The sequence below is a fragment of the Paenibacillus sp. GM2 genome, from assembly GCF_900069005.2.
In the GTDB taxonomy this organism is placed as follows: domain Bacteria; phylum Bacillota; class Bacilli; order Paenibacillales; family Paenibacillaceae; genus Fontibacillus.
In genome coordinates, this window is record NZ_LN831279.1 from 548,798 (window position 1) to 562,115 (window position 13,318).

Sequence of the window (13,318 nt, forward strand, 5' to 3'; positions counted from 1 at the left end):
ACGTATATAGGCAGGTAGATCATTTGAAAAAGGGGGATCAACTTGTTGAGTGAATTCCAGGATACATTACTTGAGTCCGTCAAAGCATTTCAATCAACCCAGCTTGTAATGAACAAGTATGAAAATGTGCTCCAGCATATGGATAGCGGAATTATGCTGTTCGATAGTGAGGGAGTGCTGACTTTTATTAATGTGCAGATGGCTAAGCTCCTTGAAACCCCGCGTCATGCATTGATCGGATGTAATTTGTTGCAAATATTGCTTCACCCGCATCTGAACCGATTTAAGAAGAGGAAGATTTTGCGTATTTATCGCGAGACTATTTTTTATCGCAAAAGGAATCATGAGGTCATTGATGAATATGGCCGTCACTGGTTGATCACGGTAAAGTATGGGGACCAGATGGATGGAGATTTCCTGCTCAGTGTAAAGGATGTTTCTGAATTCAGGCAGATTGAGCAAACGGCATATCAAAATGATAAGCTGGCCATGCTTGGGAAAATATCAGCCGCCATTGCTCACGAGATTCGCAATCCGCTGACGACGATCCGCGGCTTCATTCAGTTGCTGCGCCCTCACCTGGTCCAATTGGGCAAGGATGAATATGCAAGGATTATTCTGGCCGAAATTGATCGCGCCAATGATATTATTTTTGAATTTCTCAACTCTTCCAAGCCCACCGCTCCGCAAATGGTTGTGGTTAGCGTCTATTCCTTGTTGAAGGAAGTTGTGCTCCTGACGGAAAGCGAGGGGCATATGAAAGGCTGCGAAATCAACCTGCTCCTGTCCGAGGAGGCAAACCTGAATGTGTCCATTGACGTGAAGCAGATTAAGCAGGTTCTATTAAATATTATTAAGAATGCGCTGGATGCGATTGAAGAAGTCAAATGCGATCACTCCGGAGTTATTAATATCACAGCAAAACCCGAAGGGAAATATGTGAATATATCTATTCAGGATAACGGGAATGGCATCGATAAGACGCTGTTAGCCCACCTCTTTGATCCTTTTTTCACGACGAAGGAGAAGGGGACTGGACTTGGCTTATCGGTTAGCTACCGGATCGTAAGAAATCACAAGGGAACGATTTCCGTCGATAGTATCAAAGGAGCGGGGACGATCTTTGAGATCTGGCTCCCCATAGTATAGATTTTGCATAAAGAGAAAAAAGGCAGTTCATCGTTACAACGATATGCTCCCCTTTAAGTAGACAGGTTTAATAAATAAACCGCTATTTGAAGGGGAGTTTTCCATTTGGTGAAAATGAATGAGTATATTGCGGCGGAAAAATTGGCGATATTAGGGGAACTACAAACCGGTAAAGGTACCCGGGTGGAGATCGCCCGGAAGTATAACATCAACGTAAGTACACTGGTGAAATGGCGACAACGTTATGAAATGTACGGGATTGAAGGATTAGAAATACGGGTTCGAAATCGCAAGTATTCCCCAGAATTAAAGCTTCAGGCGGTTCAGGACTATTTGTCAGGAAAGTATTCGCAGAATGAAATTATCAATAAATATAAAATAGCAAGCCGCACTCAACTCCAGAAGTGGATCGGCAGGTATAATAGTCATAGCAGCTTCAAATCGGATAACAAAGGAGCAAGGGTTATGACAAAAGGTCGGTCTACCACATGGCAGGAACGAATGGACATTGTGCACCACTGTATTGCACATGAGCGCGACTACGGGAGGACAGCAGCGCAGTTTAAGGTTTCCTACAACCAGGTGTACCAGTGGGTCAAGAAGTATGAGGATGGCGGAGAAGGCGCGCTTCAGGACAGACGTGGACGGAAGAAAGCGCCTGAGGAACTGACGGAGAGCGAACGCCACAAGCTCGAACTCAAGAAGCTGGAGTACGAAAATGAGCGGCTTAGAGCAGAGGTCGCGTTTCTAAAAAAGCTGAAGGAACTCAGAGGGAGGCGAGGCTAAGCCGTCACCGGCAAACCCACGTATATGAGGCCATAAAGTCCGTACATGGTGAACAGCAGTTTAGCGTAAAGCTCCTGTGCAGGGTTGCCGGGATCGAGCGGTCCAGCTACTACAAATGGGTAAACCACAAGCCCAGCCCTCAGGAGCGTGAAAATGAGCTGCTGACTCAGAAGATACTCGCCCTCCATTCACAATTAAGAGGTATTTACGGCTACCGTAGACACACGACTCAGCTCAGTCGAGATACGGGCAAGCCTATTAACCGCAAACGGATCCTAAGGCTTATGAGACTCTCAGGGATCCAGTCTGTCATTCGCAGGAAGAAGAAGCCCTACAAGCGCTCCACTCCACAACACATCGCCGAAAACCTGCTAAATCGTAAGTTCCAAGCTGACGCACCGAATGAAAAGTGGCTGACGGATGTAACGGAATTCAAGTATGGTAACGGCCAAAAGGCTTATCTCAGCGCCATCCTGGATCTCCATGGCAACACAATTGTTTCCTACGTGCTAGGCCATTCAAATAATAACCAACTTGTATTTATGACACTGGACAAAGCACTAGAGGCAGCGCCGGGTGCTAAACCCATGCTCCACAGCGACCGGGGATTCCAATACACCTCAAGAGCCTTTAAGTACAAACTGGACAAAGCAAACATGACCCAAAGTATGTCGCGTGTCGGGCGGTGTATCGATAACGGACCGATGGAAGCCTTTTGGGGAACCTTGAAATATGAGATGTATTATCTGAATACATACCGCACGTTTGAAGAACTCAAGAAGGACATTGAAGCCTACATCCACTTTTACAATAACCGGCGTTTACAGGCAAAATTAAACGGCCTTAGTCCCATGGAATTCAGGACGAAGGCCGCCTAATATCTTTACTTATTTGTGCTGTCTACTTGACGGGGTGCAGTTCACAACGGTGAGCTGCCTTTTTTACATTTCAAGCTATGACTCATTAAGATTGGGATTCACAACGGGAAGAAGATGATGTCTGATTGGCATCCCCACAGGCCGCGCAGGAATTACGCTGTGAGCAGCCGGCGCATTCGCCTTGTTTGCTCTTTTTGAAGCCACGATACAGAGCAAACAGAGCAAATCCGAAAACCACACCAATGATCAGGATATCCGCCATCACTATCACTTACCTTTCCTTGAACTTATATAGTTCTTATACATACCCTAGCAATCTTCCGCCCTTATAAATGATAAACGACATGATATAGGCAAGCGTTAAAGAATAGAAAACAGCGAACGCTGTCCATCTCCAGGAGGCTGTCTCCTTGCGAAGAACGCCTACCGTAGCGAGACAAGGTGTATATAATAGTATAAATACCATGAAGCTGATAGCTTGCAGCGGTGTGAAGGCCAGCGCAATTTGCCCTTGCAGTCCGGCCATGTCCGGCACATGATAGATAATATTCATCGTTGATACGACGACCTCTTTGGCCATGAAGCCTGTAATAAGGGCTGCTCCGGATTGCCAGGTGCCAAAGCCAAGCGGATGAAGAAGGCTGGCGAACAGCCCGCCGATATGAGCGAGGAAGCTGTCATCCATCGTATCGGCTACTCCTCCTGGTCCCACATAGGATAGCAGCCAGATCAATACAGACCCGCCAAGAATGAACGTCCCCGCTTTGCGTAAGAAGCCTTTGCCCTTCTCCCAAGTGCTGCGGAACAGGGTGGTGGATTGCGGCATACGGTATGGCGGCAATTCAACCATGAAGAAGGACTTCGAATCTTTGAACATGAACAGCGAGAACAGCTTGGCTAATACTAACGCCAGTACGATCCCCAGCAGATATAAAGAGAAGACAACAAGCGCCTGGGCCCGTGCAAAAAATATACCTGCGAACAAGGCGTAGACGGGCAGACGGGCTGAGCAGGACATCAGCGGAACGAGCAGCATGGTCAGCATCCGTTCCTTCGGTTGTTCAATACTGCGCGAGGCCATAATGCCTGGAACATTGCAGCCAAAGCCGATGATGAATGGGATCAGTGCCTTGCCATTAAGCCCTGCAAGCTCCATGATTTTGTCCATCATGACGGTAATCCGTGCCATATAGCCTGAATCCTCAATGAAGGAAATAATCAGGAACATAATGAAAATCTGCGGAATAAATACAAGCACACCACCTACACCGCCGATAATCCCGTCGATTAAGAGCGCACGCGTAAATTCTGAAGCTCCCACCGCTACAAGTCCGTTCTGGATCCATGTGCTGAGCGGACCAGAGAAGAAGGACTCCAATAGATCGGACAACGGATTACCAAGCCAGTCAAAGGTCAGCTTAAAGGTAAACATCATGAAGACGAGAAATATAGGTATTCCCCAAAAGGGATGAGTCACGACGGCATCGATTTTCTCCGTGAATGTGTCAGGCTTGCGATGACTCGTGTCGACAGTTTTTGCACAGATTTCTTGAATATGCTTCGTTCTTACTGAGCGGATATACTCCTGTAAAGTGGATGGGGTTCCTGCGGTGTGCAGCCGCTGTTCAGCCAAATCGCAAATGGATTGCACCTTGGCCTTCTGCTCATCACTAAGCTTCAGTGAACGAATAACAGCTTCATTGCGCTCCAACAGCTGAAGAGCGATGAAGCGATCGGACGGGATATGATCAGGGATAACAGAATTTAATTCCCGGGAAATGTTACTGATGGCCGCTTCGACAACATTTCCGTAATCGATGCGAAAATTCGGTGCTTTCACTGAAGAGCTGCTGAGTAGGCCAAGCAGTTCTTCAGTGCCTTTTCCCGTACGGGCCACAAGGGGCATGACAGGAACGCCGATTCGAGCTGCCAAGGCTTCCAGATTAATGCGGATACCGTTCGATTTAGCAACATCGATCATATTGAGTCCAATTACGATCGGCTTCCCGTATTCTAAAAGCTGAAAGGTTAAATAAAGATTTCGCTCAAGTTGAGATGCATCAACGATATTAACTAAAAGACTGGGGGAATCCGACACCAAATATTCAGCGGCGACCCCTTCATCCCTTGATAAGGGGTGCAAGGTATAAATGCCGGGGAGGTCGGTTAATTCTCCACTTTTATTCTTAAGATGTCCAACCTTCTTCTCAACAGTTACTCCCGACCAGTTGCCTACATATTCATATGAGCTGGTGAGCGTATTAAATAGCGAGGTTTTACCTGTATTCGGATTACCGATAAGAGCCGCATTGTTCATGAGACCGCCACCTTGATTTCCGCCGCTTCTTTCTGGCGGATTCCAAATAGCTGACCGCTGCATTCCAGCATTAATGGTCCTCCGCATGGGCAATATCGCTTGATCGTAATATTGGAGCCAACGGAGATGCCAAGATCAGCAAGACGACGCTTCAGTGCAGGATCGATGGATCCAAAGTGACGTATTTCCGCGGAGATTCCCGGTCTCAGACCGAGTAGACAGTTATGGCAGTCAGACATGGTAGATCGCCCCTTATTATAATGAAAGAATTAGAAGTGGGTCATTGATTTGCTTCCATAATAAAGCATTCATCATAAGCTTCTCTATGAAAGTACAATAATAATTAATATTAAATGGTAGTATTTCTTAGCTGATAATCTGATATTGATAATCACTCTCAGTAGTCCCCAATAAATATAGCAAAGCGAAAAATAAACAACTGTGATGTGAATCACAGCGTTTTGTATCTTTCCCTTTACATTTTCAATTACCTTCAAGTAAGATGGATAATAAAATAGATGAGTGAAAGGGATAGGAAGATGAAAGCGAACCAATGCAAGATTGTCGATTGTACTATCCGGGATGGCGGGTTAGTCAATAACTGGGATTTTAGTGTGGATTTTGTGCAAAAATTGTATGCCGGTCTGAATGAAGCAGGCGTGGATTATATGGAAATTGGATATAAAAACTCTCCGAAGCTGCTTAAGGGAGCAGATGAGGCAGGTCCTTGGCGCTTCCTGGACGACGATTTCCTGCGCAAAGTGATTCCGCAGAAAGGAACCACCAAACTTTCCGCCCTGGTGGATATCGGTCGGGTAGATGAGAATGATGTCTTGCCTCGCAGCGAGAGTATGCTTGATCTGATTCGAGTAGCCTGCTACATCAAGGATGTGGATAAAGCTCTGGAGCTTGTTCAATTGTTCCATGACCGCGGTTATGAGACGACGCTGAATATTATGGCTTTGTCGAATGTGATGGAGAATGAACTGCTTGAAGCATTCGAGATGATCAAGGAGAGCGTAGTGGACGTTGTATATGTCGTCGATTCTTATGGTAGTCTGGATTATAAAGATATGGAGTACCTGGTAGACAAGTTCAAGACCCATTTGCCTAATAAACGCTTGGGCGTTCATACCCATAACAATATGCAGTTGGCATTCTCGAATACGTTAGTTGCAGCGGACAATGGGGTGGAATTTCTTGACGCTTCTGTGTACGGGATGGGGCGCGCTGCAGGCAACTGTCCTACAGAACTGCTCGTCACACATTTGAAAAACACGAAATATAATCTTCGTCCCCTGCTTGTTGTGCTTGAGGAGCTGATGGTGCCGCTTCGCGAGAAGGAGGAATGGGGTTATCTGATCCCCTACATGATCACCGGAACATTGGACGAGCATCCACGTTCAGCTATGGCGCTTCGTGTATCGGATGATAAAGATAAAGTTGTTGATTTCTATGATAAGCTCACGACGCCTGAAGTGAATTTCAAGAAGAAGTAAGATAGACTATGGGAAGCCCGGTTATTTTCGATAACCGGGCTTTTTTTAATGTTCAGAAAGAAACGCGGTTTTTAGCGATTTTTGTCCTTGGGTCAGGGGAAAGGCAGGAAAATAGCGGATGATGTTGAATTGTACAACTAAAGAATATACCTCCGGGGGTTGAGAGCGCAAAGATGGGCACAAGGACAGAGAGAAGAACAGCTTTAATCCAGGGAGGAATCGGGCTGGCAGGTATGCTGGCTTTCATAATAGCATCCGCTAGGCTGGACAGCTTGGGTATTTCTGCGGATAGCATGCGAGCGTTATTGATTCTTGCCGGATTGGTGATTGGAACAGTATCATTTGCGATTTTTGCTCAAGGTTGGATTTTGTTTGCGGACAAATTGTCAAGACAGCGTTTGTATACGGCGGTCCTCTTTTTCATAATCGGTTTATTGGATGTATTACATATATCGGCATATAGCGGGCTTAAGCTGTTTGGAGTAGAGACCGGGCTTCATTTATCGGATACGCTGCTTGCGATTTCGCATATGCTTGGGGCTTTGGGAATTTTGTTTATTTTCAGTAAGGAAGATAGGCAGTTGTCGGGCAAACATAAATTTACGGCCTTTATCGGTGGAGCATTGGTCAGTGCCATCGGGATTGGACTGCTATATACATATCAATGGAAGCACCCTGAATGGCTGGAGTACGACGGACGCAGCCTCGGCAATTCAGTCATTTGGATAGCGACGCTGCCGATAATCTTATTGGCGATGGTATCGATGGTTCGCCGATCGTGCAAGGCGAGTTCCTCTGCGGCGATCACGATGGTTCGGGCGTTGATGTTTATGCTGCTGGGGCATATTTTGCTTATGTTGGTAGACATGCAGGCTAGCTTACTTCATGCTGTCGGTGAATGGTATATGGTACTCTCTTATTATTTTGTAATGAAGGGAGTATACCGCCTTACGATTGAAGAGCCGTTCCGCAGCCAACAGGCCATTGAAGCTATGATGAAGCATATGGTCGATCATGATGAATTGACCGGATTGCCTAATTTGCGGCGGATGAAGGAGGAGCTTGGACAAGCGGTGCGTTCCGGCGCTTCGTGTATCGGCATAGCGGTGATTAATATCGATCGCTTCAAGGCGATTAATGATTCTCTCGGCTATAGCGCTGGCGACAAAGTGCTGACGGAGGTAGGCGAACGACTGACAGAGGTGTGTCGGGACGCCGAGAAGGTCTACCGGATGGGTGAAGATGAATTTGCTCTTGTTTTCGGCGAGGTGAGCGATGCGGAGGCGGCTGAACGTCGTGCGGTGTGCTTGCTTCATACAGTCAATCCATCGGTCATCCTCGATGAGACAGAATACCACATCTCCCTTTCAATGGGGTTAGCCGTCTATCCTGTAGATGCAGCATCCGTTGAGCAGGTCATCCAATACGCTGATATGGCTGTTCATCATGCCAAGGATCAAGGGCAGGAGTTCTCACGTTACGTCGATAAGTTAAGGCTGGTAACCCAGGCCCGAATCGAATTGGAAAATGATATGCGCAAGGCGCTGGATCAGGAGCAATTCTTCCTGGAGTTTCAGCCGCAATTCAGTCTGCAGACAAATCAGATGGTAGGCATGGAAGCGCTAGTGCGGTGGAGGCATCCGAAGCGAGGGATCATTCCCCCAGGGGAATTCATTCCGATCGCTGAGGATAGCGGATTGATCGTTCAGCTAGGTGAGTGGGTATTAAGAACGGCCTGTCAGTACAATAAAAAGTGGCAATTAGCAGGTTATCCGCCGCTATGTATGTCTGTTAATCTCTCGATGCGCCAATTCCGTCAGTATAACCTGGCTGAAAGAATCGGAGCGATCCTGACGGAGGTAGGCATGGAGGCGAAGTATCTGGAGCTTGAGGTCACGGAGAGTATGACTTATGATATCGAGACGGCGCTAAGCCAGCTACACAGCTTGAAGCAGCTTGGCATCCAAATTAGCATTGATGATTTTGGAACAGGCTATAGTTCGCTCTATTATTTGAAAAGCCTGCCGATTGACCGTTTGAAGATCGACCGGGCTTTTGTGCAGGAGCTAATGCTGGATGGAAATGATGCCGCTATCGTATCTACAATCACGGCGATGGCGCACCACCTGCAGCTCAAAGTGACGGCCGAAGGGGTAGAGAGCGAGGAGCAGCTTGAGTTTCTGAAGCAGCAGAATTGCCATGAGGGGCAGGGCTTTCTATTCAGTAAGCCGGTTGCTGCAGGCATATTAGAGAATGAGTTCCTTAGTCGGCTTGCCGGCTAGGGAGCTTTTTATATGAGGTGAGGCACCTATGCGGTATAAAGCGGAGTGCTATTTTACAGGAGCATATAAAATTGTGAGACAACAACAGAAAATCCCTTGCATCGCAAGGGATTTACATGAGAAGCGGGTGATGGGAATCGAACCCACGCTACCAGCTTGGAAGGCTGGAGTTCTACCATTGAACTACACCCGCAAATGACGAAAATATGGTCGGGATGACACGATTCGAACATGCGACCCCCTGGTCCCAAACCAGGTGCTCTACCAAGCTGAGCTACATCCCGTCGTCGTAATCAAAGGAACTGACTCCTTTTGAAGACAAGAAATAATATATCATTTTTAGAGCTGGAAGGCAAGACCTTTTTTAAATAAAAATCTGTCCCCTTTGATCAATTTAGGTCACTCGTATCCGGACTATGATTAGTTGATAGCTAGGGCAGTCATTCAGGTCCGGGAAGCTTGCCATTTGGGGGGAGTTTGCATATAATATTGGATAAGTGTAATCAGTTAAGCCAAACATATAAATGTAATGATGGAGAAGAGTAAGCAGAAGCCTTCTTACAGGGAGGGGACGCCGCAGATTGAGAGCGTCTCTACGAAACTCAGACTGCTGAAGTTCACTCCGGAGCAGTTCCTTGAACCGCCTGTTTCACCAGAACGGGAATTAGGCAGTAGGGGATACCGGTTACGAGCCGTTATTCGTTAAAGTGAGAGCATTATTGCTGTAACAGTGATACGCCTGGAGCGTGTGCTGCACGCTGTAGGCTCTAACAAGGGTGGTACCACGGTCTTTTCGTCCCTTTTCGGGAGAAGAGGCTTTTTTTGTTTGCACCAACATGATTTTTAATGTTTAGGGAGGATAAGTTCATGAAAGAACGTTTGGAAGCACTCAAGCAGGATGCATTGGAACAGCTTCACAAGGTTGCAGATGGAAATCATCTGAATGAGCTGCGTGTTAAATATTTGGGCAAGAAGGGTGCGCTTACGGAAATTTTGCGCGGTATGGGAGCTTTAAGCGCCGAGGAACGTCCGGTTATCGGTCAAGTGGCCAACGAAGTTCGCGGGGCTATTGAAGCGCTTGTGGAGGAGAAGAGCGACCTCTTTCAACGTCAAGCAACTGAGCAGCGTCTGGCAGCCGAGCAGATAGATGTGACCTTGCCTGGCCGTCCGATGAAGCAAGGCGCGGTTCATCCGCTGAATCAGGTGATTCAGGACATTGAAGATATCTTCATCGGAATGGGCTATCGGATTGCTGAAGGTCCTGAGGTGGAGACCGATTATTATAACTTCGAAGCGTTGAATTTGCCGAAGGATCATCCAACTCGCGATATGCAGGATTCTTTCTATTTAACGGAAGAGCTGCTGATGCGTACGCAGACTTCTCCGGTCCAGGTGCACACGATGGAGCAGATGAAGGGCGAGGTGCCAATCAAGGTCATTTGCCCGGGAAGAGTATATCGCCGCGATGATGACGATGCGACTCACTCCTTCCAATTTCATCAGATCGAAGGTCTGGTCGTCGGCAAAGGGATCCGGATGAGCGATTTGAAGGGAACCTTGCTCGAATTCACGAAGAAAATGTTTGGCCCGAATACGCAAATTCGTCTGCGTCCAAGCTTCTTCCCGTTTACCGAGCCCAGTGTGGAGGTTGACGTAACCTGCGTGAAATGCGGCGGCAACGGCTGCCGGGTGTGCAAGCACACCGGATGGCTCGAAATTCTGGGCAGCGGCATGGTACACCCTCGCGTACTGGAGATGAGCGGCTATGATCCTGAGATTTATAGCGGTTTTGCATTCGGTATGGGTGTGGAACGAATCGCAATGCTGAAATATGGAGTGGATGATATTCGTCACTTCTTCAGCAATGATCTTCGTTTCTTGCAGCAGTATGCCAGAATTTAATAGCGGAAAGGGGAAAGTCAGATGAAAGTATCAGCCGAATGGTTATCTAAATATGTATCGCTTGAGAATGTAGATATTACTGAGCTTGCAGAGCAAATTACGCGCTCGGGCATTGAAATTGATTCGATCGAAGACCGCAACAAAGGGGTGACAAAGGTTGTTGTAGGTTATGTGAAGCATAAGGAGAAGCATCCGGATGCAGACAAGCTGAACGTGTGTACAGTAGATGCAGGAGAGGGTGAGGATCTGCAGATCGTCTGCGGAGCCAAGAATGTGGACGCTGGCCAGAAAGTTCCGGTTGCGCTCGTGGGCGCCGAACTGCCCGGCGGCTTGAAGATCAAGAAGGCGAAGCTTCGTGGTGTTCCTTCCCATGGTATGATCTGTTCTGCGAAAGAGCTGGGGCTGAATGATAAGCTGCTGCCGAAGGAACAGCAGGAAGGAATTCTCGTACTGCCGGAGCAAGTGGAGATCGGTACGCCGATTGCCAGGCTGCTCGGACTTGATGACCAGATCCTCGACTTTGATCTGACGCCGAACCGTTCCGATTGCTTGAGTATGCTGGGTGCAGCCTACGAGGTAGGCGCGATTCTCGGAAGAGAAGTCAAGCTGCCAACGCCGGAGAAGGAACTGGTAGAAGTGCGGAAGCCAGCCAGTGAATATATCGCTGTGAAGATCGATGCTCCGGCAATGTGCGATCGCTATGCGGTTCGCTATATGACAGGCGTTCAGATTGCCCCTTCACCGCTATGGATGCAGAATCGGCTGATGGCTGCGGGAGTTCGCCCGATCAACAATATCGTTGATATAACGAACTACGTAATGCTGGAATATGGTCAACCTCTGCACGCTTTCGATGCCGACAAAATCGCTGGCGGTGTGATCGGCGTTCGTGAAGCCAAAGCAGGGGAGAGCCTAGTTACGTTGGATGGACAGGAGCGCAAACTGGAAGCGGGAACGCTCTTGATTGTGGATGGCGAAGATCATCCGATCGCTCTGGCCGGTGTCATGGGTGGGCTTAACTCGGAAGTAACCGAACAGACGACGAATATTGTGCTGGAATCGGCCAAATTCAGCGGCAGCTCGGTCAGAGTGACGTCTCGTCATTTAGGACTTCGTTCAGAGGCGTCCCTCCGATTTGAGAAAGAGGTGGATCCGAACGCTGTAATTCCGGCTCTGAACCGGGCGGCTGCACTTATGATGAAGCATGCTTCTGGCAGCGTTCATCAAGGCGTAGTTGAGACGGTTGTCAATCAGCCGAAGGAGCGGATTATTTCCTTGTCCCTCAGCAAGCTGAATGCTTTCCTTGGTACGGATATTTCGTCGCTTGAGACGAAGACGATTCTGAGCCGTTTGCATTTTGATTGCGGCGATGTGGCCGGTAATACTATTGAAGTGCGTGTGCCTACACGTCGTGGGGATATTACCCGCGATGTTGATCTAATCGAAGAAGTGGCCCGCTTGTATGGATATGACAATATCCCGACTACTGTAATTGAAGGGCCAACGACGGCTGGCGGTTATACGAAGCCGCAAGCTTTGCGCCGTTCCTTGCGCAAACTGCTGGTGCATGGCGGTTGGCAGGAAGCAATGGGATATTCCTTCGTGAAGGAAGGAAGCATTAAACGATTCCCACGTCTGGGCGAAGGAGAATATGAAGTGAAATTGGCAATGCCGATGAGTGAGGAACGGGGCGTGCTGCGCAGCAGCCTGCTGCCGGGGCTGACTGAGATCGCGGTATATAACCGTAATCGCAAGCAGGATAATCTGGCATTGTTCGAGATCGGCAACGTATTCTTATCTAAAGAGCAAAAGCTGACGAAGCAACCCCAGGAGATGTCCGTGCTTGGAATGCTGCTGGCTGGAAATCGTCATGAGAAACGCTGGAATGTGCCTCTGGAGAAGGTGGACTTCTTCGATATTAAAGGAGCGCTGGAAAGTGTATTTGAAGCGCTGGGTCTAAGTGAAAAAATCTCCTATGAAGCGAACAAGCCAGTCGGGTTCCATCCAGGACGTTCTGCTTCCGTGTATCTCGATACAGCGGAAGGAAAGCTGTGGATAGGTACTTTGGGACAGCTTCATCCAGAGCTGCAGCATGAATTGGATCTAGAGGATACGTATGCGGCAGAATTGCTGCTTGAACCGATCTACCGTCATGCAGGGGCAACGGTGGTATACCGTGATTTACCGCGTTTCCCTTCGATGCAGCGCGATATTGCTGTTGTGGTCAGTCAGGAAGTTCAAGCTGGCGACTTGATCGGGTCGATCCGTAAGACCGCTGGCGAATTGCTGGAAGCCGTTGAAGTATTCGATGTATTCACCGGCAGCAAGCTGGGAGATGACAAGAAGAGTGTGGCCTTGTCACTTGTGTACCGTCATAAGGAGCGGACATTGACGGATGAAGAAATTACGGCAGTGCATGGATCTGTGGTGAGCGCGCTTGAGCAAACTTTTGCTGCTGAATTAAGAAAATAGCAGGAATTGTACAAAGTCACATCGAATCAAGTA

9 protein-coding genes, 2 tRNA genes and 1 other annotated feature are annotated in these 13,318 nt (G+C 48.0%); of the genes, 6 read left to right on the forward strand and 5 right to left on the reverse strand.

The genetic code is table 11. The features are described 5' to 3' along the window. The first annotated feature begins 42 nt into the window (after window positions 1-42). Complete coding sequence (locus BN1360_RS12280) at window positions 43-1,149, forward strand: ATP-binding protein (protein ID WP_068780139.1); 1,107 nt, start codon at window positions 43-45, stop codon at window positions 1,147-1,149. A 108-nt stretch (window positions 1,150-1,257) separates the two neighbouring features. Further along, a protein-coding gene (locus tag BN1360_RS26405) for an IS3 family transposase (protein ID WP_420707930.1) occupies window positions 1,258-2,813 on the forward strand; the annotation gives its coding sequence in 2 pieces (ribosomal slippage) (window positions 1,258-1,909 and window positions 1,909-2,813; 1,557 coding nt in all). A gap of 85 nt (window positions 2,814-2,898) precedes the next feature. Here the strand turns inward: BN1360_RS26405 and BN1360_RS12295 are convergent. From BN1360_RS12295 to BN1360_RS12305, 3 genes are read right to left on the reverse strand one after another with little or no spacing between them, the layout of a single operon-like run. After that, window positions 2,899-3,075 carry a FeoB-associated Cys-rich membrane protein gene (locus BN1360_RS12295; protein WP_082790043.1) on the reverse strand — a complete coding sequence of 59 codons (177 nt, stop codon included), beginning with the start codon at window positions 3,073-3,075 and terminating at the stop codon, window positions 2,899-2,901. A 36-nt stretch (window positions 3,076-3,111) separates the two neighbouring features. After that, window positions 3,112-5,130: a ferrous iron transport protein B gene (gene feoB, locus BN1360_RS12300; RefSeq protein WP_068780142.1), complete on the reverse strand. Its 2,019-nt coding sequence runs from the start codon at window positions 5,128-5,130 to the stop codon at window positions 3,112-3,114. Continuing rightward, window positions 5,127-5,369: a FeoA family protein gene (locus BN1360_RS12305; RefSeq protein ID WP_068780143.1), complete on the reverse strand. Its 243-nt coding sequence runs from the start codon at window positions 5,367-5,369 to the stop codon at window positions 5,127-5,129. Before BN1360_RS12305 ends, feoB begins: the two co-directional genes overlap by 4 nt. Window positions 5,370-5,669: 300 nt before the next feature. Here BN1360_RS12305 and BN1360_RS12310 point away from each other — a divergent pair, with 300 nt between their 5' ends. Both BN1360_RS12310 and BN1360_RS12315 read left to right on the forward strand, forming a co-directional pair. Beyond that, window positions 5,670-6,629 (forward strand): aldolase catalytic domain-containing protein, encoded by a 960-nt coding sequence (locus BN1360_RS12310; RefSeq protein ID WP_068780144.1) that lies wholly within the window; start codon window positions 5,670-5,672, stop codon window positions 6,627-6,629. Between the two features lie 293 nt (window positions 6,630-6,922). Next, window positions 6,923-8,911, forward strand: coding sequence for a putative bifunctional diguanylate cyclase/phosphodiesterase (locus BN1360_RS12315; RefSeq protein WP_229520992.1), 1,989 nt, complete (start codon window positions 6,923-6,925; stop codon window positions 8,909-8,911). Between the two features lie 122 nt (window positions 8,912-9,033). Here the strand turns inward: BN1360_RS12315 and BN1360_RS12320 are convergent. Both BN1360_RS12320 and BN1360_RS12325 read right to left on the reverse strand, forming a co-directional pair. Next, window positions 9,034-9,104: transfer RNA gene (locus BN1360_RS12320), tRNA-Gly, on the reverse strand. A 14-nt stretch (window positions 9,105-9,118) separates the two neighbouring features. After that, window positions 9,119-9,195 (reverse strand) — tRNA-Pro (locus BN1360_RS12325). A 236-nt stretch (window positions 9,196-9,431) separates the two neighbouring features. Further along, window positions 9,432-9,715 (forward strand) — a binding site (T-box leader). Window positions 9,716-9,778: 63 nt separating this feature from the next. Between BN1360_RS12325 and pheS the strand changes: the two genes are divergently transcribed. Together pheS and pheT are read left to right on the forward strand one after the other, a co-directional pair. Beyond that, a complete protein-coding gene (pheS, locus tag BN1360_RS12330) occupies window positions 9,779-10,813 on the forward strand; it encodes a phenylalanine--tRNA ligase subunit alpha (protein WP_068780146.1) in 1,035 nt (344 codons plus the stop codon). Window positions 10,814-10,834: 21 nt separating this feature from the next. Next, window positions 10,835-13,285, forward strand: a complete 2,451-nt coding sequence (gene pheT / locus BN1360_RS12335; protein ID WP_068780147.1) for a phenylalanine--tRNA ligase subunit beta — start codon at window positions 10,835-10,837, stop codon at window positions 13,283-13,285. Window positions 13,286-13,318: the final 33 nt, after the last annotated feature.

Coding starts and splice junctions, on each gene's coding strand:
- BN1360_RS12295 (WP_082790043.1), bottom strand. CDS start 3,075: ATGGCGGATATCCTGATCATTGGTGTGGTTTTCGGATTTGCTCTGTTT.
- feoB (WP_068780142.1), bottom strand. CDS start 5,130: ATGAACAATGCGGCTCTTATCGGTAATCCGAATACAGGTAAAACCTCG.
- BN1360_RS12305 (WP_068780143.1), bottom strand. CDS start 5,369: ATGTCTGACTGCCATAACTGTCTACTCGGTCTGAGACCGGGAATCTCC.
- BN1360_RS12310 (WP_068780144.1), top strand. CDS start 5,670: ATGAAAGCGAACCAATGCAAGATTGTCGATTGTACTATCCGGGATGGC.
- BN1360_RS12315 (WP_229520992.1), top strand. CDS start 6,923: ATGCGAGCGTTATTGATTCTTGCCGGATTGGTGATTGGAACAGTATCA.
- pheS (WP_068780146.1), top strand. CDS start 9,779: ATGAAAGAACGTTTGGAAGCACTCAAGCAGGATGCATTGGAACAGCTT.
- pheT (WP_068780147.1), top strand. CDS start 10,835: ATGAAAGTATCAGCCGAATGGTTATCTAAATATGTATCGCTTGAGAAT.